This window comes from Streptococcus caprae (assembly GCF_042649745.1).
GTDB lineage: Bacteria > Bacillota > Bacilli > Lactobacillales > Streptococcaceae > Streptococcus > Streptococcus caprae.
Genome location: NZ_JBHRZV010000052.1, coordinates 144,516 through 167,703, shown reverse-complemented (window position 1 = coordinate 167,703; position 23,188 = coordinate 144,516). Strand labels below are relative to the sequence as shown.

Genomic DNA, 23,188 nt, shown 5'->3' with positions numbered 1-23,188 from the left:
TAATGGAGTCATATTTGAAAAGAGGTATTTCCTCTGCTAATAAAACGGACATTTGGGCAAACTGGGATTGACGTTTTTCCTGTGGGATTTGGTGCAGGCCACATAGGTTTGGATCATCAGGATGAGAAGCAGATTGATTATCTGTTGAATGAAATCTTAGACTTTGGCATCAATCTGATTGATACGGCTCGAGGCTATGGTCAATCTGAGGAACGAATTGGTAAGTTTCTTAGTCATAGAAGGCAGGACACGGTTTTGTCGACCAAGGTCGGTTACAGTATTCCTGGCTACGAGGATTGGAGTTCAGGCATTATCACGGCTGGCATTGATCATGCCCTGAAATTGCTCAAGACAGATTACTTGGACATTGTCCATTTGCATTCTTGCGACAAGGAAATCTTAGAGCGTGGAGAGGTTATTGAGGCCTTATTGGCTGCCAAACAGGCTGGGAAAATTAGAGCAGCTGCCTATTCTGGTGAAAATGAAGGCCTGCAATACGCTGTTGACCTGCAGGTATTTGATAGCATCGAGTGCTCGGTTAATATTTTCGAGTTAAATTCTTTAAAGCAACAGGTAAAACAGGCCAAGGAACAGGGCATGGGCGTCATCGCTAAGCGTCCCATCGCGAATGCTCCCTGGCGCTATGACACGCGCCCTGTCGGAGAATACGTTGAACCTTACTGGGAAAGAATGCAACAACTGACCCTGCCTAGAGATTATCCTCTAAATGAGTTGGCTCTGAGATAGATTGGCCATGAACCACTCGTTGATAACGTGATTATCGGCTCAGCCAACCTCGACCATATTAAAGAAAACATCAGAATCATCGAGAAAAGGCCCTCTGCCAGTCCCAGTTGTACAGCAATTCAAGGATGACTTTTACAAACACAGCCAAGATTGGCAAGGGCAAGTCTAGCAGTGATGCAGAATTGAATCAAAAAATGGTTATTTCTTTGCTAGCTCTTGCTATGGAATAATTATTTTTCTTTGTCCGTAGGAGGCGTCACTATTTTTAAAAGAGAACTAAGTTACATGAGATTTAAATAAATAATGACAAAGAGGAAATTCACCTTGATAAATGAAGCATTATCTATTGTTGGTAGTTTTTCTTTATTGGTGCTAAAATGGTGCAGACAAAAAAATAAAACCGCTGAAACACTTGATTTCATGCGGTTTTTGAAGTAATAAAATCTATTCCAGCGGTTCGCTGTTTCCTTATCGTTTTGTCGCTAAAGCTCCTTACTCTGAGACAGCTATCGCAGGGGTGATGCTAGGTGCTCTCAGTTTGCTTTGCAACTGAATCGCACAGCATCACTCCCATTCCACTGTTGCTGGTGGTTTGCTGGTGATATCGTAGACGATGCGGTTGACGTGGTCTACTTCGTTGACGATACGGACAGAGATTTTCTGCAAAACATCCCATGGGAGTTTGGCAAAGTCAGCGGTCATACCATCGATAGAAGTGATCGCACGGATGGCGATGGTGTAGTCGTAAGTACGGCCATCACCCATGACGCCGACAGAACGAACGCCTGTGTTAACAGTGAAGTATTGCCATACGTCACGGTCAAGGCCTGCTTTAGCGATTTCTTCACGCAGGATAGCGTCTGATTCACGGACAGTCGCCAATTTTTCTTCGGTAATTTCACCCATAACACGGATGGCAAGACCTGGTCCTGGGAATGGTTGGCGCCATACGACTTCGTCTGGCATCCCAAGAGCAGTACCGAGGGCACGAACTTCGTCCTTAAAGAGGGTGTTGAGTGGCTCAATCAATTCAAACTGCATGTCTTCTGGAAGACCGCCTACGTTATGGTGAGACTTGATAGTTTGAGCTGTTTCCGTACCAGATTCGATGATATCGGTGTAGAGAGTTCCTTGAGCCAAGAATTTCACATCGGTCAACTTGCTAGCTTCATCATCGAAGACGTAGACAAATTCATTACCAATAATCTTACGTTTTTTCTCAGGATCGGAAACGCCTGCAAGCAGGTCCAAGAAGCGTTTTGAAGCATCAACGCGGATGATGTTAAGGCCAAACTTGCCACCAAGCATCTCCATAACTTGGTCGCCTTCGTTTTTACGGAGTAAACCGTGGTCTACGAAGATACAGGTCAATTGGTCGCCGATAGCACGTTGGAGAAGGACCCCAACAACAGATGAATCCACGCCACCTGACAAGCCAAGGAGGACTTTCTTATCGCCAACTGTTTCACGGATTTTCGCGATTTCTGCTTCGATGAAGTTATCCATAGTCCAGTCACCTTTTGCACCACAAATGTTAAGGGCAAAGTTTTTCAGCATGTCGTTACCGTAGACGGAGTGACGAACTTCTGGGTGGAACTGGATACCGTAGATGCGACGCTCAGCATTTTCCATAGCTGCAAATGGGCAATCTGCAGATAAGCCCACGCGCTCGAATCCTTCAGGAATCTCTGTAACGGCATCACCGTGACTCATGAGGACGGTTTGTTCAGCAGGCGTGTTGGCAAAGAGAGCTGATTCTTTTTCGAGGTTGAGAGTGGATTGACCGTACTCACGATTACCAGCTTCACCAGCAGGAACTACTTTACCACCAAGTTTGTGGGTAATGAGCTGCATACCGTAACAAATCCCTAAAATTGGGATACCGAGTTCAAAGATTTCTGGGTCTATGTCAAAGGCATTGGCAGCGTAAACAGAATTTGGGCCACCAGAGAGGACAATGCCAATTGGATTGATGGCACGGACCTCATCGGCAGTAATCTTATGGCTTTTCAGTTCAGAGAACACGCCAAATTCACGGATGCGGCGTGAAATCAACTGATTGTACTGGCTACCGTAATCTAAAACAATAATTTTTTGAATGTCATTCAGATTCGTCATAAAAGTCCTTTCTTTCCTGTTGCTCCATGCGAACAACAAATCATGTTTAATTCTATCATACTTTAACTAAAAAAGCTTGTTTCATCAAGGAAAATTTTAATCAGCTCATTTTGCTCTGCTATTGTTATTAAAAAACGAAAAATAACTATGTAATTCGCTGGATATTGGAGGTATTTCCGAATAATGAAGTGAAAGTATTATTTTATTTATAAATGTGCTAAAATGGAAAGATAAGTCTATTGAATTGGAGAAAGTATGGAAAGCAGACGTAGAAGAAGAAAGGCATTATTTCGCAAGCGTGAGCTTTTTGCATTAGCCCTGATGCTCATAGGTGTTCTCGTCTTATTTGCAGCAACAGGAAGCTTTAAGGTCATTTCACTGATGTTCAAGGAGCCTAATCCAGCGGTTTATCAGAAAGGAGAACGGGTTCAACTTAAGGACACTAAGGTTGATTCAGAACAGGCTGAATACAAAAATTGGATTGGGACAATTTCCGACATCCAGTCGCAAGACGATGGAGAGAAAAATATAACCTATACCTATACCGTAACCTATGAAGATGGTGAAGTGAGTCAGGGTATTGCAGAAGGTGCTTTAACCTACGCTGCTAGCGCCAAGTATGAGGTTGGAGATGAATTGCAACTGACTTCAACTGCGCAAACTGACCTTGATGGCGAAAGTCTCGGAGATTACAAAGGAATGGTCGCTAAGGTTGACAAAGTCTCCTATAACTATCTCAGTTCAGAAGGGGGCTACAAATACGATGTCACCTTTCCGGACTTAGACCTCTCTTACAAAAATATCCAAGAATCAGCCTTGCAAAACCTCTATCAAGTGAAGCTCAAAGCTGAGAATTCAGCTGCTGAAAATACAGCGGCCCTTAAAGAAGCCTTTAGTTATGCAGCTGAGAATCCCTATACGATACTCAATTTACCAAGCGGTGACTTTACAATTGGTAGTCAGGATCCCGGTAAGGACTATGTAACCTTGAGCTCCGATACCCATTTAAGGGGTAACGATACGAACTTGATTGTGGATGGCAAGGTTTACTGGCTCGGTTTTGCGACAGGTCCGAATGCTGCTGACGGTGTTAAAAATTTCACCATGACAAATGTTAATGTCCGTGCCAAGGACTTGGTCAATGGTAATCAATTTATGATTATGGTGGACCACGGCGAAAACTGGACTATCACTGGTAATACCTTTACCATGGTGCAGGCAAAAGCCAGTCATATTTTTGACTTGGGAGGCCTACAAAATTCTTACTTCGATAGTAACCAGTTTATCGGCTATGCACCGTCGTTAACTTCTGTAACCCACCTCGCTTCAGATGCAGATTTACATGACTTTTATGCCGAAGCTATTCAATTTGATGGCTCTGGAAATGGTGCCTGGGATGGTGGCATTATACAAGCAGTGGACAAAGATTATGCATCTAAGCATACCAGTGTACAACTCTGTGATAATATTACAGTCTCTAACAACCAGTTCTTGCCTTATATTGATGAGTCTGGAACAGTTGTAGCCTATGGGCCAACAGTTGGGCAACACTCGACAGATACCGGTGTGATTTCTCTATACAATAACACGCTGACCTCTACCCTGTCTGCACGCTATGGTAGTACAGAGTGGGTGATGGAGCCTATTCATTTTTCACCCAATTCCCAGGAGATTGTCTCTTATAATATCATTAACTAAACTAGCCTAGGGGCTAGTTTTTTGGTCCATAGCAGAGCTGGTCTAGCAGTAGAGGCAGGGCAAATTTGCTTTGCTATTGCCTAAATAGGCAAAATCTGATAAAATTGGTCTAGATAGGTTAAGGAGGATACCATGTTACCAGCCTATATTAAGATACACGATGCGATCAAAAAAGATATTGAGAATGGCCAATGGGCTATCGGAGAACGGCTTCCAAGTGAACGGGACATGGCTGATGAATTTGCAGTGTCGCGAATGACCTTGAGACAGGCTGTAACCCTTCTCGTGGAAGAAGGAGTACTGGAGCGCCGAATTGGTTCAGGAACCTATGTAGCCAGCCGTCGGGTCCAGGAAAAAATGAGAGGGACCACATCCTTCACTGAAATTGTCAACTCCCAAGGCAAGACACCATCCTCCAAACTCATTAGTTATCAGCGCCAATTAGCCAGTGAAACGGAGTGCCAAAACCTCCAGCTTGAGAGCAAGGAATACGTTATTCGAATGGAGCGGATTCGCTATGCCGACAATCTTCCTCTGGTCTACGAAGTGGCCTCAATCCCAGAAAAACTGATTCGGAATTTCAACAAAACTGAAATCACGGAACACTTTTTCCAAACCATGCGTGGGCACGGTTACGAGATTGGAAAGAGTCAGCAAACCATCTATGCCAAATCTGCCAGTGAACGTGTCGCTAATTACCTAGAAATCAATAAGGGCCATGCTATTTTGGCTTTAACGCAGATTTCTTATCTGTCAGACGGCTTACCTTTTGAGTATGTACGTAGCCAATATGTCGGCGATCGCTTTGAATTCTATCTAGAGAATAACTAGTAAGATTCTCGCTATTAAAATCCCCTATCTTATGGTAAAATAATCCTTATGGAAATTGAAAAAACCAACCGAATGAATGCCCTTTTTGAGTTCTATGCGGCGCTCTTGACAGACAAGCAGATGAACTACATCGAACTCTACTATGCGGACGATTATAGCTTAGCAGAAATTGCTGAAGAGTTTCAGGTCAGTCGACAAGCAGTCTATGATAATATCAAGCGGACAGAAAAACTGCTGGAAGATTATGAGATGAAACTCCACATGTATTCAGACTACATCGTTCGAGGGCAGATTTTTGAGGAAATAGCAGAGCGTTATGCTGACGATACCTATATCCAGCAACAAATAGCGGTCTTAAACTCAATTGATAATCGAGACTAACATCACAAATTTTAAATAGTGTTTAAATAGTTTACATAATTTAAATTATGTTTAAGGAGAAACAATAAATGGCTTTTGAAAGCTTAACAGAACGTTTGCAGAATGTCTTTAAAAATCTGCGTGGCAAGAAGAAATTGAACGAAGCAGATGTCCAGGAAGTTACCAAGGAAATTCGTCTGGCCTTGCTCGAGGCTGACGTTGCCCTACCAGTCGTCAAGGACTTTATCAAGCGTGTTCGTGAACGGGCGATTGGCCACGAGGTTATCGACACCCTCAACCCGAGTCAGCAAATTGTTAAAATTGTTAACGAAGAACTGAAAACTATTTTAGGATCTGAAACGGCAGAGATTATCAAGTCACCAAAAATTCCAACCATTATCATGATGGTCGGTCTCCAGGGGGCTGGTAAAACAACCTTTGCTGGAAAATTAGCCAACAAACTCATCAAGGATGAAAATGCTCGTCCAATGATGATTGCAGCAGATATCTACCGTCCAGCAGCCATTGACCAGCTCAAGACCCTAGGTAGCCAAATTGGTGTTCCTGTCTTTGATAGGGGGACTGAGACGCCTGCAGTTGAGATTGTGCGGCAAGGGTTGGAACAAGCGCGTGCCAATCACAATGACTATGTCTTGATTGATACGGCCGGTCGTTTACAAATCGATGAAAAACTCATGCAGGAATTGCGTGATGTTAAAGAGTTGGCTCAACCAAATGAAATCTTGCTGGTTGTCGACTCCATGATTGGTCAAGAAGCGGCAAATGTAGCAGCTGAATTTAACAAACAGCTGGACATCACTGGGGTTATTCTGACAAAAATTGATGGGGATACTCGTGGTGGTGCGGCCCTTTCTGTTCGTCAGATCACTGGGCAACCGATTAAATTTACTGGTACTGGTGAAAAAATCACAGATATTGAAACCTTCCACCCAGACCGTATGGCTAGCCGGATTTTGGGGATGGGTGATCTCCTGACTCTGATTGAGAAAGCTTCTCAAGACTACGACGAGAAAAAATCAGCTGAATTGGCTGAAAAAATGCGGGAAAACACCTTTGATTTCAACGATTTCATCGATCAGTTGGATCAGGTTCAAAGCATGGGGCCAATGGAAGATCTGCTCAAGATGATTCCTGGGATGGCTGGTAATCCAGCCCTTGCAAATCTCAAGGTAGATGAACGTGAGATTGCACGTAAACGGGCTATCGTTTCCTCAATGACACCGGAAGAACGTGAAAATCCAGACCTTTTGACACCGAGTCGTCGTCGCCGGATTGCAGCTGGATCTGGAAATTCCTTTGTTGATGTCAACAAATTCATCAAGGACTTTAACCAGGCCAAAACCGTCATGCAAGGCGTTATGTCAGGTGATATGAGCCAGATGATGCGTCAAATGGGGATCAATCCTAACAACATGCCAAAGAACATGCCTAATATGGGAGCCGGCATGCCGGATCTATCAGGAATGGACATGTCAGCCCTAGAAGGAATGATGGGCGGTGGAGCTGGAATGCCAGATATGTCAGAACTCTTTGGTGGCGGACTGAAGGGTAAAGTTGGCCAGTTTGCCATGAAACAAGCCATGAAACGCCAAGCCAACAAAATTAAAAAAGCCAAGAAAAAACGGAAATAAGTTAAAAACACTCGGACTTCTTGTCTGAGTGTTTTGTAATGTGAAAATGACAACATAACTTGAGTATGGCAATTCGAAAACAACGATCTATCAAGGTTAATCCAAATAAATTCACATAAATATAATTATGTAAAACAAGATATCAAGATTGACTTGGGAAAAATTTTCCTTTCAGTCCACTTGAGATGGCTAGTCGATCATCTTTTGTAATGACGATGCCTTCAATGCCTGGTGTTTGTTCGATGCTATAAAGGGCCTGCAAACTGGATTTTCCGAAAAGTTTGGTAGTCCAAATCTCGCAGTCCAAGGAGGAATCAGCAACGATCGTCAGGCTGGCGACATCGGACTCGATGGGGTAGCCGGTTTCCTTATCAAAAATATGATGATAAGCTTTGCCATTGACCTTAAAAACTCGCTCATAAATCCCTGAGGTCACAACTGACTGCTCAGCAATCCTTAGGGTTCCCAGGTGTTGACCACGAGGGAGCTTGGGATTTTGGATGCCGATAAACCAGGTCCCCGTCTCTCGCTTAGGATTAGGACCAGTCACTAGGACATTGCCCCCCAGGTTTATGAGAGCAGAAGTGACGCCCTGATTTTTTAGAAAACTAATAATGAGATCGGCAAAATAGCCCTTGGCCAAGGCTCCAAGGTCAATTTTCATGCCAGGCTGGGCCAGGAAGACCTCGTGACTCTCATCGGCCATTATAATATTGTTTGGATCTGTCAAGGCCAGTGCCCTTTCAATTTCATTTTGACTAGGGACTTTAGCATCAGTAAAGCCGATTCGCCACGTTTGAATAAGGGGACCCAGGGCTATATTAAGGTTGCTGTCGTAGAGTAGACTCTCTGATTTTCCTATCTTGATTAACTGGTAAAGTAGTTCAGGGACCTTAACTGGATTTTGACCGGCAGCTAGATTAACAGCCGATAAAACAGACTGACTGTCATTAGCACTAAAAATTTGATTGTATTCCATGAGCTGGCTCTCAACCTGATTCAGCAAATCATCCGCTCTATGAGATTCAATTTGCACATCAATATGGGTGCCCATCAGTTTAATACGGTGGCTGGCTAACATAGAATCTCCTTATTGATTTTTTATGAATGTTTTTTGATTTTTGGAAAATAGCAAAGCTGAGATTGCGATTCTGAGGTCAAGTTTGTCCACAAAGCTGAACACTTGTCAAAAACTGTCCTGAATTGATCCGAGAAAAGTCTGAAATATTTTGAGGACATTTTCAGATTGCTGAATAACCAATAAAAAATATATGACATTAATTAAGTAATTTCTTTAAAGCAAGTCAGACTAAAGATAAAAAGAAACTCACAACAATCTAAAGTAAATCTCTAATGAAGAACCAGCTCAGCTATTTAACAGATACCAAGAATATATATAGCATACAAACGGCTTTAAAGCTAGCTAACATGGGATAAGAAGCATTCAGAAAATATCCCCTAACATCTTTCCGAAAAACTATAATTTTCTTGAAAAATATATGTTGCTATGATACACTACTATTATAATCCAAAAAGGAGGTTTTGTGGCATGCGGCGCGAATTATTGTTGGAAAAAATTGAAGAACTTAAAACAATCATGCCCTGGTTTGTTCTAGATTACTATCAGTCCAAATTATCGGTTCCCTATAGTTTTACAACACTGTATGAGTATCTCAAGGAATACCGGCGATTTTTTGAGTGGGTGATGGATACTGGATTAGTTGAGGTCACGAAGATTGCTGATATTCCTCTTGAGACTCTAGAACATTTGACCAAGAAAGATATGGAGGCTTTTATCCTCTATCTACGGGAAAGACCCTTGCTCAATGCTAATACGACGCAAAATGGAGTTTCTCAAACAACTATCAATCGAACCCTGTCAGCCTTATCCTCTCTCTATAAGTATCTGACTGAAGAGGTTGAAAATGAGCAAGGTGAACCTTACTTTTACCGGAATGTTATGAAAAAAGTTTCAACCCAAAAGAAAAAGGAAACCTTGGCTTCGAGGGCTGAGAATATCAAGCAGAAACTCTTTTTAGGGGACGAAACCATGGAATTTCTCACCTATGTTGACCAGGAATATCAGAACAAACTCTCTAAACGGGCCCTTTCCTCCTTTCAAAAGAACAAAGAACGTGATTTAGCGATTTTAGCTTTATTACTGGCTTCAGGTGTACGGCTCTCTGAGGCTGTCAATCTAGACCTCAAAGATGTCAATCTTAAGATGATGGTGATTGATGTTACCCGAAAAGGGGGTAAACGTGACTCCGTCAACGTAGCTGGCTTTGCTAAGGATTACTTGGAAAATTATCTGGCCATTCGTCAGCAACGTTACAAGGCTGAAAAAACTGATGTAGCCTTCTTCTTGTCTGAATACCGTGGTCTTCCAAACCGTATGGATGCCTCTAGCATTGAAAAAATGGTTGCCAAATACTCAGCTGATTTTAAAATCCGCGTTACACCCCATAAGCTTCGGCACACTTTGGCAACCCGTCTTTACGACGCTACCAAATCTCAAGTTTTAGTCAGTCACCAGCTGGGGCATGCCAATACGCAAGTTACAGACCTCTATACCCACATTGTTAACGATGAACAGAAAAACGCCCTTGATAAATTGTAAATTTAATAACAAATATAATAAAATTAAGTCTTGATTCTCGAATTAATAAACATAATTAAATTTATGTAAATAAAGAGCGTTTTACTTCCCACCTTCTTATAGCTCAAACGATCAATTTAACTATAAATAACTAGATTGGAGCTCATCATGCTGATTAAACAAGATTTTTACTTCCCAGCTGCGGATGCAAATAGGCCCTTACACATTTATCTACCTGACGATTATCAAAAGACAGGCGAGCGTTATCCAGTCATGTATTTCTTTGATGGACATAACCTATTTCGTGATCAAGATGCTACTTATGGTACTTCCTGGGGGTTGGAGCAGTTCATGCAGGCTTGGCCCAAAAAGATGATTATTGTTGGGCTCGAATGTAGCCACGTTGGCAATGAGCGACTCTCTGAATACAGTCCCCACTCCTTCTACTCTCCACATTTTGGAGATATTGAGGGAAATGGCAGAGCAACACTAGACTGGCTCGTTCATGATGTTAAAAATTTTATGGACGAAAACTTTCCTACCCTACGTCACCGTGAAGCTACTGGCATTGCTGGCTCAAGCATGGGTGGCTTGATGGCATTGACAGCTGTTTGCTGTTACAATAGTGTCTTTTCAAAGGCTGCCTGTCTATCTTCGGCCGTTGATTTTGAGCCAGTTTTAGTCTGGCAAGATCTTAAGTCTTCCTTCATTGATTCCAATACCCGTGTTTATATGTCGCTTGGTGAAGGTGAAAACGGGCATGACCGTGCTCCACTCCATCAGGGGTTATTGGATTACCTAGCTCGATTCGGAGCTGCAACAAACTTTTACCTACAAGAAGGCGGGCATCACAATGAAGACTTCTGGGCGGAACAAAATTGGTCTTATATGGACTTTCTTTGGAGATCATGATCAAGTCTTGTATGTTGAGTAATTGTGTATTTGATACTCACTCAATATCAAAATTAGACAAGTTAGGTTGACGTAGACATAAGAGAGTTAAACAAGGAAACCTAATGACGTTTAGTTTTGATTCTAGAAGAGTATGAGTCTTCTAGACCATTAGAAACTGACATTAATGATGGGATGGGAGTCGAAACGTCAATCTTGCTTTGAAGCATATTGTCAGTATCCTAATTGTTTCTGTCGTTGATATGATTTAAGACTTTGTGAAAAACTTCTTAGAAAAACTCAGTACAAACTCTTATTGGTAATGATATACAAAATGATACATTTGTGATACAATGGTTCCATCAAGGAAAGGAGAATTATCATGCAATTAACCGTAAATAAATGGGGAAATAGTTCAGCTATTCGTTTACCTAAGCAATTAGTGAAACAGTTGCAATTAGAAATTAATGACACTTTAGACTATGAAGTTTCTGGAAATAAAATTATTTTAAAAAAAGTGATGACAAACCCCGAGCTAACTATTGAAGAGTTATTTAAAGATTATCATGGCGAACCTATGGACGTTACTCCAACTTTATTTGAAAGTGTGGGGAATGAGCAATGGTAAGTATCAAGCAAGGTACTATTATTAAAATCAATCTTGATCCCAAGCAGGGACACGAACAGAAAGGCTATCGTCCCTATATCTGTCTAAGTCATAGTATTGTGACCAAGTATTCTAACATTGCAATCTTTGCACCTATTAGCAATACCCAGCGAGAATATCCTTTTTATGTGGCTTTAGAAGGAACAGAATCAACGGGTAAAGTTCTCCTCGACCAGTTAGTTACGATTGATTTTAATGCCAGAGATCATCGTTATGTAGAAGACATTCCATCTTATCTATTAGATACCCTTTTAGCAAGGGTAAAAGTTTTATTTGAAAAAGGTTAAGTATATTTAAGCTCATTTTAAATTGTTAATAACTTAAAAACTAAAATCTGATATTAGCCTCTAGTAAGATTGGACACAGACCAGTTTAATAATAGCAAAAAGGATTACATATTTTTTATTATGTAATCCTTTTATGTCTTTATCATATGGATTCCTCAATCCAAGCAGATATTGAACCTCCTTGGACTGGGAAGCTTGCCCAGCCATCTTCTTCAATGACGATTTTGTCTGCACAGCGCCCCAGGTAGTCTACAAAAGTTTTGCCAGCGTTTAAGGTGCCCATATCTAGACGTTTCCAGCCAGCTTCGCTATTGCTTAAGACTACTGCAAGGCTTTGTGGATGCTCTTCGTCACCTGACTGGGTCCAGGCGATGCAGTTAGGATGGTCGAAATAATCTGTTTGCTGACCATAAACATAGTGTTGACGGAGGTAAAGAAGCTTGTCCAAGTCCTCTTGGAAACTTGGCTGAGCAAAGTCACCCTCGATGCCATAGTAATCGCCGTAGAAGACACAAGGCAGGCCTTCCTGACGGAGCAAAATCAAGCCATAGGCTATGGGCTTGAACCAATCTTCTACCTTAGATTGGAGGGCTTGACCAGCCTGGGTATCGTGATTTTCGACAAAGGTCACAGAAGATTGGGGCTTGATTTGGACCAGACTGCCATCGAAGATGGTCGTCAAATCGTAGTCAGCCCCGTTCTGACTAGCCTGGTAAAGGTTCATGTGTAGGCCCACATCCACAAGGTCATACTGGTAGTTTGTTCCGTCTAAATAGCGGAGCGTTGTGTCTATGTCATCCTTCCAAAATTCCCCAAAAGCGTAGAGTTCTGGTTGCAAGGTTTTGGCATAGGCAATAAAATCCGCCATAAAATCTTCAGAGATATGCTTAACCGCATCCAAGCGAAAACCAGTCACGCCTGTCGTCTCAAGAAACCATTGCGCCCATTCTTTGAGGTGGGCGACCACATCAGGGTGCTTGAAATCAATGTCATCAAACATGAGGTAATCGTAGTTGCCATTCTCTGTATCGACTTGATTCTGGTCGGCCCAACCCTTATTGTCACCAACAATTTGGTAAATACCAGTTTCTTCGTGAAGCGCATCGTAATCAAGTCCGTCAAAATGATACCAATGCCAGTTAAAATCACTGTACTGCTTCTGCCGACCTGGGAAGGTAAACCCAGTCCACCCTTGAATTTCATAAGGCTCAGAGAGGGCTTCTTGACGATTGGTCGGATTCATCTTACGAACTTGAAAGGTCTCCAATTCATCTCCGCCCGCCTTATGGTTGAGAACAATATCTGCAATTGGGCGAATGCCATGTTGCTTAAGCGCTTGAATCGCTTCTAGATAGTCATCCTTTGTACCATATTTGGTTGGAATAGTTCCCTTTTGGTCAAATTCTCCAAGGTCATAGAGGTCATAAATACCATATCCGACATCGTTAAGACCTGTGGCCTTAAAGGCTGGTGGCATCCAGACCATTCCAATCCCAATTTGACTGAGGTGCTCAGCATCCTCTGCTAGACGCTTCCAATGTTGGCTATCTGCAGGGAGATACCACTCAAAATATTGCATAATCGTGTGTTTATCCATGGTTACTTCTTTCTAATAGTGACTTGGGTACCGTTGTCAATCTGACTCTTGATGTCAATGATTAGTTCTAACTGGTCGAGAATAGACTTGGTCATGTAAAGACCAAATCCGCTGGCTTTTTGATGTTCATGGCCATTATAGCCAGTAAAGCCTTGCTCAAAAATACGCGGTAGATCTTCTGCTAAAATCCCTATCCCTTGGTCACGGATGATAATTCCATCGCTCAGTGAAATGGTGATAGAACCGCCTTTTTGGCTGTACTTGATAGCATTATCTAGAATCTGTGCTAGGGCAAAACGCAGCCATTTTTTATCAGTTTTGAGTGCCCATTCTCCGTCAATCTGGATAGAGAGCTCCTTTTGTAGAAAATGGACACGGTAATCTTTGACCAAGTTGACCACAAGGTCACGGACAGCAACCTCTTCAAAGCGAAAGTCGCTGGTCTGCTTGCTGAGCTTGAGGTAATTGAGAAGATTGGCCAGATAGTGATTGAGGCTGAGGAGCTGACTGTCCAAATCGGTCTTAGTGACTTGACCAGTTTGATTCATGAGGTCAATGGCTGCTAAGGGGACCTTCATCTGGTGGGACCACATTTGAACGACTGAAGCAAGATCTTCTTCTTTTGACTTGTAAGTCAAGAGTTCCTGCTTGTACTGCTGCTCCTGTTGCGCCAGCAAGTTTTGATAGGCACGATCGCTGGGGCGGTCTAATCTCGATAAACTTCCCTCTAGTTGCCCGCTTTGCAGCTGAGCCATTTTTCTATAAAACTGCCAAAAGGCAAGGCCGTAGCAAATCACGGCGATGAGGCTTACAAAGGCTAAACTGACCCAAAAGTAGGTTAGGGGCAGACGATAGAGGTAAAAAGTGGCCAAGAAAGCGAGAACCAATGCAGGAAAGGTTAGGAGCCAGAGGCGGAATTCTTTGAAAAAAGCACGGATCATCTGAGCACATACCCCACGCCCCGCACGGTATAGATGCGGTCAAAATCGAGTCCTTGAAGTTTCTTGCGAAGTCTGGTCATGTTAACGCTGAGTGTGTTCTGGTCAATGAAATCTTCACCTTCCCAAAGCTGGTCCAAAATGGATTCCTTGCTGACAATTTGATTACGTTGACTGAACAAAATGTTCAGAATACGGGTTTCAGTCGGTGTTAGGTGGACACGGTCACTACCATTACTAAAAAATCCAGTCTTATCGAAAACAAACTGATCCAGCTGAAACTGGTTTGAGGGTGAAGAAAACTCCTGCACTCGCCTCAAGAAGGCTGCAATCTTGGCATCCAAAATCGTGAGTGAAAAGGGCTTGGTCAGATAGTCATCGCCTCCCATGTTCATGGCCATGACCGCATTCATCTCATCGTCTGCTGACGAGATGAAAATAATCGGCAGGGTTCTGGTCTTACGGATTTCCGTGGTCCAATAAAAACCATTGAAATAAGGCAAGGTGATGTCCATAAGAATCAGGTCGGGTTGGACTTCGTCGATTTCTTGTAAAATAGCACGATAATTGTTGACAGTCACCACGCGATAGTGCTGACTCAGATGGTGCTTAAGGGTTTGGAGGATGGTGGGATCATCCTCAACGATATAAATACAAGCTTGTTTGTTCATAGTGTCATTTTACCAAAAAAGAGGCTAAAAATCGCCTCTTAGTAGGAAACATCTCAAAAAATGATAGGTTTAAATACCTTATCGTTCAATAATCCGATAGTAGGTCTTGCTGGTGAAACGATAAATAATGAAATAGATAACGATAATAATCAGTATGGTCACGCTGCTTACGAGGTAAACATGATTAGAGCTAGTCACGCCAAACAGGAGGAGCATCTGCTTTAGCATGGTCAAGGCAAAGATGAAATGCAGCACTGCCATGGCAAGTGGGAGGAAAAAGACAAAGATTGTCTGGGAATTAATGGTATGGCGGACTGCTTCCTTGCTCATCCCAACTTCCTGGAGAATGCGATAGGATTTTTTGTCCTCAGTTCCTTCTGTGTACTGCTTGTAGTAAATAATCAGAGCCGCACCAAGCAAGAAACTAATACCCAATAGGAAACCAGTAAAGACAAAACCACCCATAAGATTGAGTTCGCTGGTCAGAAAATCACTCTGGGTTTGAAGCCAACCAGCCTGATCAGGATGCTGAGCGTTCCAAGTCTTGAGACGGTTCATAGTCGCGTCAAATTCTTGGTCATCTACGTGGACAAAGGCTGTGTAATTCAGATCACTGGTAAAGCGATTATTAGGAATAGCTTGGTAGGTGGTCAATAGCTGAGCCAAGACCTTATCGTTGGCCACCACTAGGACAACAGCGTTATAAGTGTTGATACTATCCGGCATCTTAATGTGTGACAGATTGGCCACATTCTCAAACTCTTGTCCTAGAAAATCAATCGTTTTAATCTGATAATGACCATTTTGAACATAGAGTGCGGATTCCTTATCTCCAAGCTTGGGGAGCTCGTTGCCCAAACCTCGAAAATCATCCTGGGTCATCAGATAAGCAAAATTCACAGAAATATCCGGAGAAGCAATCTGTTCCTCAGTAATAGACCATGTTGTTCCCCTTGGCGCGTTAACCTGTAGCAAGGTTGTTAAATAGGTACTTGCCTCTCTTTTGTCTTTGTCACCAAAAATCTCTGCTACTGCCGCTTCTCCTTGTGCACGCTCTGTTACGGAGAAATCCACGCGCGTGTTTTCTGGAAAGAGTGCGTCAGACATGCTTGTGGCATTACTATAAAGGGAAAAGGTGGTTGCAACGGTTACAAAGGCCATGATGGCAAGCAGAGTGATATTTCCCAGACCGACAGCATTTTGCTTCATCCGAAAGAGCATCTGAGAGGTTGTAATAAAATGCTCAGGTTTGTAAAAATAAGCCTTGTCTGCTCTGCGATTTTTCAAAAACCAGGTCGTAAAGGAAATATAAAAGAGATAAGTTCCGATGATGACCAGAATCACCGCGATGAAAAAGCGAGCGAGGACGACTAGCGCCCCAATCTTACTAGAGGTGATGGATAGCATGTAGCCACCTCCAAGACAAAGCAAGGCTAGAAACGCCAGCATGCCATTCCCACGAGGCTCTTTCTCTGCCCGTTCCTGAGTCCGAAAGAGAATCAGGGGCGAACTTTTTTGAATTCGAAAGAGACCAATTCCTTCTAACAAACAGAAAATACAGGCAAAGATAATGACCGTTGTCACTAGCCCCGTTGGATTTATGGTGAAATCCAATCGATCGTAGGCAGTCAATCTCACAAAAATCAGGTAGAGAATATGAGAACAAATACTGCTGACCACACTTCCTAAGAGGACTGTCACGAGAAAAACGCAGAGCAATTCTAGGGTGGCAATCCAGGACACTTGCCCCTTGTTCATTCCAAGGACATTATAGAGGCCAAATTCCCTGCTCCGTTGTTTGAGCAGAAAGTTATAGGAATAGACTTCCATAATGGCCGCAAACATTGTCAAAACAATAACCGCTAGCATGAGTAACATACTTCCATGTTGCATCTGTTTAACAACAGGACTAGCAAGAACCAAATTAGTTGAACCTAGTAGAGAAAAGAGTACGAGACTTGCAAGAACAAAGGGAGCAAAGACAGAAAGCGATGTTTTAAGGTTGCCCCAAGCGAGTTTGAGGTAGAACATGTTACTCACCCCCTAACAAGGCTGACATAGAGAGGGAAATTTCCTTGGCAAAGTCAGTATTGGTCTTATTGGCCTTGTAGAGCTGATGGAAAATCCGCCCATCCTTGATAAACAATACGCGACTGGCATGACTAGCAGCATTGGCTGAGTGAGTGACCATCAGAATGGTCTGACCATCCATGTTGATCGTTTCAAAGAGTTTCAGCAAGTCCTCTGAATTTTTATAATCAAGGGCAGCTGTAGGTTCATCTGCTAAGACCAACTGAGGGGCAGTGATGAGACTACGCGCAATGGCTACCCGCTGCTTTTGTCCTCCTGAGAGTTCAAAAGGGCGTTTGTTTAGCAGACTTTGAATCCCCAATTTGGGAGCTAATTGCTCCAATCGATACGCCATCTCCAAGTGTGATTTGCGGGCTAAGACTAGCGGAAGAAAAATATTGTCTTGAACCGACAAGGTGTCCAATAAATTAAAATCTTGGAAGACAAAGCCTAAATTCTTCAGACGAAAATCTGCTAGTTGGCTTTCTTTGATGGCGGTGATGTCTTGTCCATTTAGAATGACAGAACCCTTGGTTGGCTTTTCCAGCGTTGCTAGAATATTGAGTAGGGTTGTTTTCCCAGAACCAGACTCCCCCATAATGGCAATGAACTCGCCCTCCTGTACCTGAAAATCCACGTCCTGCAGAGCTCTCGTTTCTTCCTTTGAAAACCGGGTCTTAAAGACTTTTTCAACATGATTGATTTCTAAAAACATACAATGACTCCTTTTATTATTATAGCTTATTTTTGAGGGGAAACCTCATACAAATCGTTTTCTTAAAGCGAGTTTTGCCAAATTGTAAAACAGAACAATATAGACAAGACCCAGGCCTATAAAAAGACTAAATTCTTTTAGACTAAACATAGATAAGGCTCTTGCTCTCTCTCCAATAACAATCCAATTATAGGGAAACAACTGGAAGAGACCTTGTCCGATGAACAGAGTACCAAGCCCTACAACACTCAAAATGGTAGCCAGTAAAACTGGGACTGAAAAATTACTTAGGCGGATACTAAGAAAAAGTTGACTTGCAATTATCGGTAAAGTCCCAAACCAGCCAGTCACTGTCCAAAAGATAAAGAGATACCAATTTTCCAATGGAACTTGTAAAATTACTGCACTGATCAGAAAGAATACGAGAACAATCAATTGACAAACAAGGGAAACAAAAGCCAAAGATAGGAATTTTGCCTTCAAAATCTGACTAACGGTCATTGGCAAGCTTAATAGTCGTTGCCAATTCTTCTCCTGCTCCTCAAATTGACAGGAAATAGAGCAGATAATAGCCAGTAAGATAGGTGAGAATAGCTGTGAAGCATAGAATACAGTCTGACCCCACAAAACCAAACTCTCTGTCCCATCAACAAGGTACTGACGATTGGCAGCAAATATCAGTGTTCCGATACCAGTTCCGATAAGATTAAACACAATCAGCAAAATAGGAATGGCGCTTTTTCTCATTTTTTTAAATTCAAAGCCAATCATAACAAATCCACCTTTCTAAACCAGGATTGGATAGCTAGCCAAGCTAGACTAATGATGAAAATCAGAATACCGATTTTTTGAACATAACAACTATCCAACTCAAAGATGAATCCATCACCAACTCGATTACGCGTTATAGGACTTATCCATTCATAATATTGCCAAGGAATAAAAGCCTGAACCATACCTGGTAACATGCCTCCTGTTACGAGAGAAATGAAACTGCCGATTAAACCAGCGGTAATCGTCACAGTCTGCTTAGGAAAGGCAAATGCAAGAAAGAGATGGAGCATTGATAAGGCTAACCCAATAAATAAGAATGAAAAAACGAACTTAGCTAATAACCCAAAAGACAGTAAGCTCCCATGCTCCTGAGCAAAAAGAACCAAATAACCAACCTGTAAGGTAGACACAGGTATCAAAAAGAGCATCATAAGAACGACTTTGGCTCCAAAGAGTTGCTCAGGTGTCTCATTACTAGACTGCAAGAGTTTAAAGGTTTTTCCCATATGCTCCAGTTCCATCACCCGAGCTGATAAGACACAGATAAAGAGCGGTAAAATCAGGCTATTAATCGTCGCAAGATCAAAGAATTTTGATAAAACTAACTGTTCTCCGGTGAGTTTTGTCATTGTAATAACCTGAGTCCAACCCAATCCAACGGCAATAATTAAGACTAAGGGAAGTACAATAAAGCGACGTTTTAATTTCATAAATTCTAGTGAAAGTCTGAGTCCCATATTACACTCCTTTTCCCGTCGTCATTTCTAGGAAGGTATCTTCCAGTGATTTACGGATAGGTTGAACTTGATAAATGGCAAAGCCAGAATTAACCAAGTCTTTAACTGCCTTTGCAACCATAACCTTATCTGCGTGGGTTAAGAGAATATCTTGGCTAAGCTCTAGCTGAAACCCCGCCTCCATCAGAAGAAAACTCGCTTGCCTATCATCATTCGTCCTAATGAGATAGCGCTCTTCATCTTCCAATTCACTCAGTGCTCCTTCAAACAAAAGTTTCCCATGATGAATAATCCCAACAGTCGTGGCCATCTGCTCAATTTCAGAGAGTAAGTGACTAGAAATAATAACCGTCATCCCATATTTTTGAGGTAAAGACTTAATTAATTCACGAATTTCTTGAATACCAGCTGGGTCTAAGCCGTTGGTTGGCTCGTCCAAAATTAGCAATTTAGGAAATTTAAGGATGGCTAGAGCAATGCCCAAACGCTGTTTCATACCTAAGGAATATTGCTTGACCAATTTTTTCTTATGAGGCGTAAGGTTCACGATATCAAGTACCTTATCAATATTTTCCTCAGGTAAACCCAACAATCTTTGGACTAATTTCAAGTTTTCATAACCTGTTAAATTTGCATAATAAGACGGTTCTTCAATAAGAGAGCCAACGTTTTTTAATAGAGATTGATGATTGCCGTCCAAGGTTTGTCCGAAAAGTTTGATGCTCCCAACTGTAGGTTGTAAGAGCCCTAATAACATTTTTAAGGTAGTGCTTTTTCCAGCACCATTGGGCCCAAGAAAACCGTAAATCTCCCCTTCTTGAACAGAGATGGACAGGTTATCAACCGAACGCTCTGTCTTAAATTCTTTAGTCAATCCTCTTGTTTCAATGATCGTCTTTTTCATCTGAAGTCTCCTTGTCGTGTTTTGTGTTTGAATAGCAGAGCGTGGTAGCAGGCAACAAGGCCAAAACTGGCTATTTTTATGTAGAATCGCAAGGTCAGCATCTGCTTCTCCTCCTATGTTTTTCTAAGTCTAGTTTACGCTTTTTAAGACCTTCTAGTCTTACAAGCTTTGCTATGAACCTTACAAAAATGAAAGAAAAGTATTTTTCGGCTAAAAAGTCGAAGTTTTGCTATAATCAAGCTAAGAAGAAAGAGAAAAGAGAATGGCAATGGTCACGAAATCGGGAATTTTGAATAAGGCAGGCAAGGCTCTAGGCACTGTTGGTAACGTAATCGGCTTGTTTGATGCGGTCAAAATGGTAGAAAATGTTACTGATAAGGCTGCCCCTCTCATAGACAAGGCTATTGACCGCCACTATGATGGTATCGGTGAGCAAATTTTAGTACAAAGCATGATCCATCTTTCCTTGACGACAGGGCAAGAACACTTGGAAAGACAGGGATTTGTCGTAGCGCCGGTCCTTGTTAAACCAGATAAGAAGTACGCTTCCCTCAATGCGCAAGAAATTGTCGATCAAGTACCTAAGTCTGGAAAATATAAGCCAGGTTCTCTGATAAAGGTCTACTATGTCGATCAAGCTACTCTTGAAGCCAGTCAAGAATTGGCAGAGCAAGCCAAACAAAAAGCCCAGAACAATGTCAAGGCCATGACTGATACATTAGCGCATGCGCGTGATTTTGTACTAAAAAAGAAAACAACAGAAGGCACTCTAACTTCTAAAGATTAAGAAAACAAGCTCTGGATTAATTCCCAGAGCTTGTTTTAGCCTATCCTTCCTTATGGTTGGTCTTGGTTTTGTTGAGCCAAGCGTAGGCGATACCGATACAAAGGCCTCCACCCAGCCAGTTCCCAAAGAAGACAACAATCCATTGGCGCAAGACATTAACCAGGGTAAAGGTCTCAACTTGGCCACGCACGTGGTTAAAGGCCAACAGCATGAATGATGCAAAGTTTGCAATCAAGTGTTCGTTAATCAAGAATACAAACATGAAGACGGCTGAAATGATGATGAAAAACTTAGCAGATTCCTCTTTTAATACAATATACCCCATAATAGCCATGTTGACAAACATATTGGCTGTAATGCCTTCGATAAAGTTCATCCAGTCTGTCTTGGCCAGTTTTGTCGTTACTGCTGTTACTACAAAGCTCTTGTCGCCTAGATTGGCGTATGAGAAGGATTGGTTAAAGAGAAAGGCTAAAATGATGGCCCCAACTAGGTTAAAGAAGGTACAATAGCACAAGATTTTAATGGCCTTGCCCCAGGAAATCTGCTTGTAATAGGCTCCCGTTGTCAGGTACATCATGTTCGATGTTGCTAGTTCACCGTTGAAAATCAAGACAAAGACCAGTCCAATTGCAAAGATAAAGGTAAAGACAAAGCGAGCCAAGGCTGGAAATTGACTTGCAATAATATCTGCCCCAATAATCCCAACAGCCGTTGACATGGTCAGATAGGCCCCGGCAAACATGGACCGAAGGGCATAGCGGCTCAAGCTTTCATCAAAGAGAGCTTCTTTTTTGGCACAAGCCGCTCCTACTTTTTCTTCAAAAAATGACATAAACTCTCCTAAATCATAAATCATAATAGAAAGGGCAGGCGTTGCCCACCCCTAACAATGATATCTTAACTTTCAGAAGCACCAGATATCGCATCGGTAACGGCTGAATCATTGGCTGCTTCAGATGCACCAGATGTCGCATCTGCCCCATGAGCTGCAGGTTTTCCACCAGGAATGCTTGGAGCTGCATTTCCACCGACCAAGCGCTGACCAGTCGCTTCTAAGTACCAATCCAACCACGGTTTGAAGTTGAAGATAATTTCATTGATGCCAGCATAAGAACCATCTGGGTAATACATAGCCTGATAGTTGTGGGTGTTGATGATTTCTGGTGGTGTTCCAGGAACAATCGTCCGCACATATTCTTGATTTCCATTGCGAAGGGTACCGATTACCCATTCGACATTCTTCATCCGAGCAGGTGGCAGGGTGCCGTGAACGGTTCTCATCCGATTTCCAACTTGCTCTTTGACCCGTTTACCAAGCATTGTCGCTGCTTCTTGATGCTTGTTGTTGTAGTATAGGAATTGGTTATTGTCATCTGCATAGGTCAACTCAAATGGCATGGCGTTGAGGAACATATCCAACTGGTCAACCGTCAACAGACCGTTGCTGAGTTTAACATAGGTATTGCCTTCTACAGCGTTAACCTGTTTTGCAGCCTTGTCCAGCCAGTCTGGATCGTCAGGATCGATGCCGCGGATAGTTGTTGCGATTGGTTTTCCGCAATCCAAATCTTCAGGTTCAATTGGTTTTGGTTTTTGCAATTTTGACACGACCTCTACATACTTCATGAAGTTATCCAAGCAGGTTTCCAAAAATTGAACCGTACCTGGGTTGATGATGTCACCCTTTTCGTCAAAAGCTTCTTTGGCACGGCCAAGAAGGAACTCATTTCCTGGAAGGGTATAGGCATTAACACCTGGTGCTTCCAAAATCTTACGCAAATGCACTTGGGCACGAGAGGTCCCTTGGTCATAGTATGAAGCACCGACAATCATGACTGGCTTGTTTTCCAATGGATGAAGCTTGTAAGACAGCCATTCTAAGGTGCTCTTCAGAGCCGGTGTGATGGTGTGGTTGTGCTCTGGAGTCGCAATGATAACCCCTTGAGCACGGGTAATTTTATTGTAGAGGTAACGAAGGGCAAAGCAGTCAGACCGGTCTTCGTCCTGGTTAAACATTGGGACATCCTTGATTTCAAGGAGTTCGATTTCACATTTTACTTTAAATTGCCGCTGCATAAATTGCAGGAGCATGCGGTTATAAGATTGCTCAGCGTTTGAGCCTACGATTGCAACTAATTTCAT

Annotated in this window: 22 protein-coding genes; 10 read left to right on the top strand and 12 right to left on the bottom strand. The window is 42.4% G+C overall.

The window, feature by feature from the left end; translation table 11 throughout:
* Nucleotides 1-81: 81 nt before the first annotated feature.
* Nucleotides 82-747: an aldo/keto reductase gene (locus ACFORF_RS10220; protein ID WP_380427892.1), complete on the top strand. Its 666-nt coding sequence runs from the start codon at nucleotides 82-84 to the stop codon at nucleotides 745-747.
* Nucleotides 748-1,311: 564 nt separating this feature from the next.
* Here ACFORF_RS10220 and guaA read toward each other — a convergent pair.
* Complete coding sequence (guaA, locus tag ACFORF_RS10215) at nucleotides 1,312-2,865, bottom strand: glutamine-hydrolyzing GMP synthase (protein ID WP_380427890.1); 1,554 nt, start codon at nucleotides 2,863-2,865, stop codon at nucleotides 1,312-1,314.
* Nucleotides 2,866-3,120: 255 nt separating this feature from the next.
* On the opposite strand from guaA, the gene ACFORF_RS10210 reads away from it, so the two are divergent.
* The 4 genes from ACFORF_RS10210 (at nucleotide 3,121) to ffh (ending at nucleotide 7,406) form a co-directional block, all read left to right on the top strand.
* Nucleotides 3,121-4,563: an HlyD family secretion protein gene (locus tag ACFORF_RS10210; protein WP_380427888.1), complete on the top strand. Its 1,443-nt coding sequence runs from the start codon at nucleotides 3,121-3,123 to the stop codon at nucleotides 4,561-4,563.
* A 132-nt stretch (nucleotides 4,564-4,695) separates the two neighbouring features.
* Nucleotides 4,696-5,394 (top strand): GntR family transcriptional regulator, encoded by a 699-nt coding sequence (locus tag ACFORF_RS10205; protein WP_380427886.1) that lies wholly within the window; start codon nucleotides 4,696-4,698, stop codon nucleotides 5,392-5,394.
* A gap of 48 nt (nucleotides 5,395-5,442) precedes the next feature.
* Nucleotides 5,443-5,775 carry a putative DNA-binding protein gene (locus ACFORF_RS10200; RefSeq protein ID WP_380427884.1) on the top strand — a complete coding sequence of 111 codons (333 nt, stop codon included), beginning with the start codon at nucleotides 5,443-5,445 and terminating at the stop codon, nucleotides 5,773-5,775.
* 68 nt (nucleotides 5,776-5,843) lie between these two features.
* The gene (gene ffh / locus ACFORF_RS10195; RefSeq protein WP_380427883.1) at nucleotides 5,844-7,406 is read left to right on the top strand and encodes a signal recognition particle protein; all 1,563 of its coding nucleotides are present in this window, start codon (nucleotides 5,844-5,846) and stop codon (nucleotides 7,404-7,406) included.
* Between the two features lie 142 nt (nucleotides 7,407-7,548).
* Here ffh and ACFORF_RS10190 read toward each other — a convergent pair whose 3' ends face one another.
* Complete coding sequence (locus ACFORF_RS10190; RefSeq protein WP_380427881.1) at nucleotides 7,549-8,487, bottom strand: FAD:protein FMN transferase; 939 nt, start codon at nucleotides 8,485-8,487, stop codon at nucleotides 7,549-7,551.
* Nucleotides 8,488-8,955: 468 nt separating this feature from the next.
* On the opposite strand from ACFORF_RS10190, the gene xerS reads away from it, so the two are divergent.
* From xerS to ACFORF_RS10170, 4 genes are all read left to right on the top strand, one after another.
* On the top strand, nucleotides 8,956-10,026 hold the full coding sequence (gene xerS / locus ACFORF_RS10185; protein ID WP_380427880.1) for a tyrosine recombinase XerS: 1,071 nt from the start codon (nucleotides 8,956-8,958) through the stop codon (nucleotides 10,024-10,026).
* Between the two features lie 147 nt (nucleotides 10,027-10,173).
* Entirely contained in the window at nucleotides 10,174-10,917 is a 744-nt protein-coding gene (locus ACFORF_RS10180; RefSeq protein WP_380427878.1) for an alpha/beta hydrolase, read from the top strand.
* Between the two features lie 361 nt (nucleotides 10,918-11,278).
* Nucleotides 11,279-11,524, top strand: a complete 246-nt coding sequence (locus ACFORF_RS10175) for an AbrB/MazE/SpoVT family DNA-binding domain-containing protein (protein ID WP_380427876.1) — start codon at nucleotides 11,279-11,281, stop codon at nucleotides 11,522-11,524.
* Nucleotides 11,518-11,850 carry a type II toxin-antitoxin system PemK/MazF family toxin gene (locus tag ACFORF_RS10170; protein ID WP_380427874.1) on the top strand — a complete coding sequence of 111 codons (333 nt, stop codon included), beginning with the start codon at nucleotides 11,518-11,520 and terminating at the stop codon, nucleotides 11,848-11,850. The genes ACFORF_RS10175 and ACFORF_RS10170 overlap by 7 nt, the downstream gene beginning before the upstream one ends.
* Nucleotides 11,851-11,992: 142 nt before the next feature.
* On the opposite strand, the gene ACFORF_RS10165 is transcribed toward ACFORF_RS10170, so the two are convergent.
* The 8 genes from ACFORF_RS10165 to ACFORF_RS10130 form a co-directional block, all read right to left on the bottom strand.
* Nucleotides 11,993-13,447, bottom strand: a complete 1,455-nt coding sequence (locus ACFORF_RS10165; protein WP_380427872.1) for an alpha-amylase — start codon at nucleotides 13,445-13,447, stop codon at nucleotides 11,993-11,995.
* Between the two features lie 2 nt (nucleotides 13,448-13,449).
* Complete coding sequence (locus ACFORF_RS10160) at nucleotides 13,450-14,388, bottom strand: sensor histidine kinase (RefSeq protein ID WP_380427870.1); 939 nt, start codon at nucleotides 14,386-14,388, stop codon at nucleotides 13,450-13,452.
* Nucleotides 14,385-15,056 carry a response regulator transcription factor gene (locus ACFORF_RS10155; protein ID WP_380427868.1) on the bottom strand — a complete coding sequence of 224 codons (672 nt, stop codon included), beginning with the start codon at nucleotides 15,054-15,056 and terminating at the stop codon, nucleotides 14,385-14,387. The genes ACFORF_RS10160 and ACFORF_RS10155 overlap by 4 nt, the downstream gene beginning before the upstream one ends.
* A gap of 78 nt (nucleotides 15,057-15,134) precedes the next feature.
* Nucleotides 15,135-17,087 (bottom strand): FtsX-like permease family protein, encoded by a 1,953-nt coding sequence (locus ACFORF_RS10150; RefSeq protein ID WP_380427866.1) that lies wholly within the window; start codon nucleotides 17,085-17,087, stop codon nucleotides 15,135-15,137.
* Between the two features lies 1 nt (nucleotide 17,088).
* Nucleotides 17,089-17,841 carry an ABC transporter ATP-binding protein gene (locus tag ACFORF_RS10145; RefSeq protein WP_380427864.1) on the bottom strand — a complete coding sequence of 251 codons (753 nt, stop codon included), beginning with the start codon at nucleotides 17,839-17,841 and terminating at the stop codon, nucleotides 17,089-17,091.
* 45 nt (nucleotides 17,842-17,886) lie between these two features.
* Nucleotides 17,887-18,612, bottom strand: coding sequence for an ABC transporter permease (locus tag ACFORF_RS10140; RefSeq protein WP_380427862.1), 726 nt, complete (start codon nucleotides 18,610-18,612; stop codon nucleotides 17,887-17,889).
* Nucleotides 18,609-19,352: an ABC transporter permease gene (locus ACFORF_RS10135; RefSeq protein WP_380427860.1), complete on the bottom strand. Its 744-nt coding sequence runs from the start codon at nucleotides 19,350-19,352 to the stop codon at nucleotides 18,609-18,611. Before ACFORF_RS10135 ends, ACFORF_RS10140 begins: the two co-directional genes overlap by 4 nt.
* 1 nt (nucleotide 19,353) lies before the next feature.
* Nucleotides 19,354-20,256: an ABC transporter ATP-binding protein gene (locus tag ACFORF_RS10130; RefSeq protein ID WP_380427858.1), complete on the bottom strand. Its 903-nt coding sequence runs from the start codon at nucleotides 20,254-20,256 to the stop codon at nucleotides 19,354-19,356.
* Between the two features lie 262 nt (nucleotides 20,257-20,518).
* On the opposite strand from ACFORF_RS10130, the gene ACFORF_RS10125 reads away from it, so the two are divergent.
* Complete coding sequence (locus tag ACFORF_RS10125) at nucleotides 20,519-21,043, top strand: hypothetical protein (protein ID WP_380427857.1); 525 nt, start codon at nucleotides 20,519-20,521, stop codon at nucleotides 21,041-21,043.
* A 40-nt stretch (nucleotides 21,044-21,083) separates the two neighbouring features.
* On the opposite strand, the gene ACFORF_RS10120 is transcribed toward ACFORF_RS10125, so the two are convergent.
* Together ACFORF_RS10120 and ACFORF_RS10115 are read right to left on the bottom strand one after the other, a co-directional pair.
* Nucleotides 21,084-21,878, bottom strand: coding sequence for a formate/nitrite transporter family protein (locus tag ACFORF_RS10120; RefSeq protein WP_380427855.1), 795 nt, complete (start codon nucleotides 21,876-21,878; stop codon nucleotides 21,084-21,086).
* Between the two features lie 65 nt (nucleotides 21,879-21,943).
* On the bottom strand, nucleotides 21,944-23,188 hold the full coding sequence (locus ACFORF_RS10115; protein ID WP_380427853.1) for an NAD(P)H-dependent oxidoreductase: 1,245 nt from the start codon (nucleotides 23,186-23,188) through the stop codon (nucleotides 21,944-21,946).

Excerpts from the sequence above, each read along its gene's own strand:
- ACFORF_RS10200 (WP_380427884.1), top strand. The coding sequence starts at position 5,443 with ATGGAAATTGAAAAAACCAACCGAATGAATGCCCTTTTTGAGTTCTAT.
- ACFORF_RS10210 (WP_380427888.1), top strand. The coding sequence starts at position 3,121 with ATGGAAAGCAGACGTAGAAGAAGAAAGGCATTATTTCGCAAGCGTGAG.
- ACFORF_RS10150 (WP_380427866.1), bottom strand. The coding sequence starts at position 17,087 with ATGTTCTACCTCAAACTCGCTTGGGGCAACCTTAAAACATCGCTTTCT.
- ACFORF_RS10135 (WP_380427860.1), bottom strand. The coding sequence starts at position 19,352 with ATGGGACTCAGACTTTCACTAGAATTTATGAAATTAAAACGTCGCTTT.
- ACFORF_RS10165 (WP_380427872.1), bottom strand. The coding sequence starts at position 13,447 with ATGGATAAACACACGATTATGCAATATTTTGAGTGGTATCTCCCTGCA.
- ffh (WP_380427883.1), top strand. The coding sequence starts at position 5,844 with ATGGCTTTTGAAAGCTTAACAGAACGTTTGCAGAATGTCTTTAAAAAT.
- ACFORF_RS10190 (WP_380427881.1), bottom strand. The coding sequence starts at position 8,487 with ATGTTAGCCAGCCACCGTATTAAACTGATGGGCACCCATATTGATGTG.
- ACFORF_RS10130 (WP_380427858.1), bottom strand. The coding sequence starts at position 20,256 with ATGAAAAAGACGATCATTGAAACAAGAGGATTGACTAAAGAATTTAAG.
- ACFORF_RS10160 (WP_380427870.1), bottom strand. The coding sequence starts at position 14,388 with ATGATCCGTGCTTTTTTCAAAGAATTCCGCCTCTGGCTCCTAACCTTT.
- ACFORF_RS10205 (WP_380427886.1), top strand. The coding sequence starts at position 4,696 with ATGTTACCAGCCTATATTAAGATACACGATGCGATCAAAAAAGATATT.
- ACFORF_RS10125 (WP_380427857.1), top strand. The coding sequence starts at position 20,519 with ATGGCAATGGTCACGAAATCGGGAATTTTGAATAAGGCAGGCAAGGCT.
- ACFORF_RS10180 (WP_380427878.1), top strand. The coding sequence starts at position 10,174 with ATGCTGATTAAACAAGATTTTTACTTCCCAGCTGCGGATGCAAATAGG.
- ACFORF_RS10120 (WP_380427855.1), bottom strand. The coding sequence starts at position 21,878 with ATGTCATTTTTTGAAGAAAAAGTAGGAGCGGCTTGTGCCAAAAAAGAA.
- ACFORF_RS10145 (WP_380427864.1), bottom strand. The coding sequence starts at position 17,841 with ATGTTTTTAGAAATCAATCATGTTGAAAAAGTCTTTAAGACCCGGTTT.
- guaA (WP_380427890.1), bottom strand. The coding sequence starts at position 2,865 with ATGACGAATCTGAATGACATTCAAAAAATTATTGTTTTAGATTACGGT.
- ACFORF_RS10115 (WP_380427853.1), bottom strand. The coding sequence starts at position 23,188 with ATGAAATTAGTTGCAATCGTAGGCTCAAACGCTGAGCAATCTTATAAC.
- xerS (WP_380427880.1), top strand. The coding sequence starts at position 8,956 with ATGCGGCGCGAATTATTGTTGGAAAAAATTGAAGAACTTAAAACAATC.
- ACFORF_RS10175 (WP_380427876.1), top strand. The coding sequence starts at position 11,279 with ATGCAATTAACCGTAAATAAATGGGGAAATAGTTCAGCTATTCGTTTA.
- ACFORF_RS10140 (WP_380427862.1), bottom strand. The coding sequence starts at position 18,612 with ATGATTGGCTTTGAATTTAAAAAAATGAGAAAAAGCGCCATTCCTATT.
- ACFORF_RS10155 (WP_380427868.1), bottom strand. The coding sequence starts at position 15,056 with ATGAACAAACAAGCTTGTATTTATATCGTTGAGGATGATCCCACCATC.
- ACFORF_RS10170 (WP_380427874.1), top strand. The coding sequence starts at position 11,518 with ATGGTAAGTATCAAGCAAGGTACTATTATTAAAATCAATCTTGATCCC.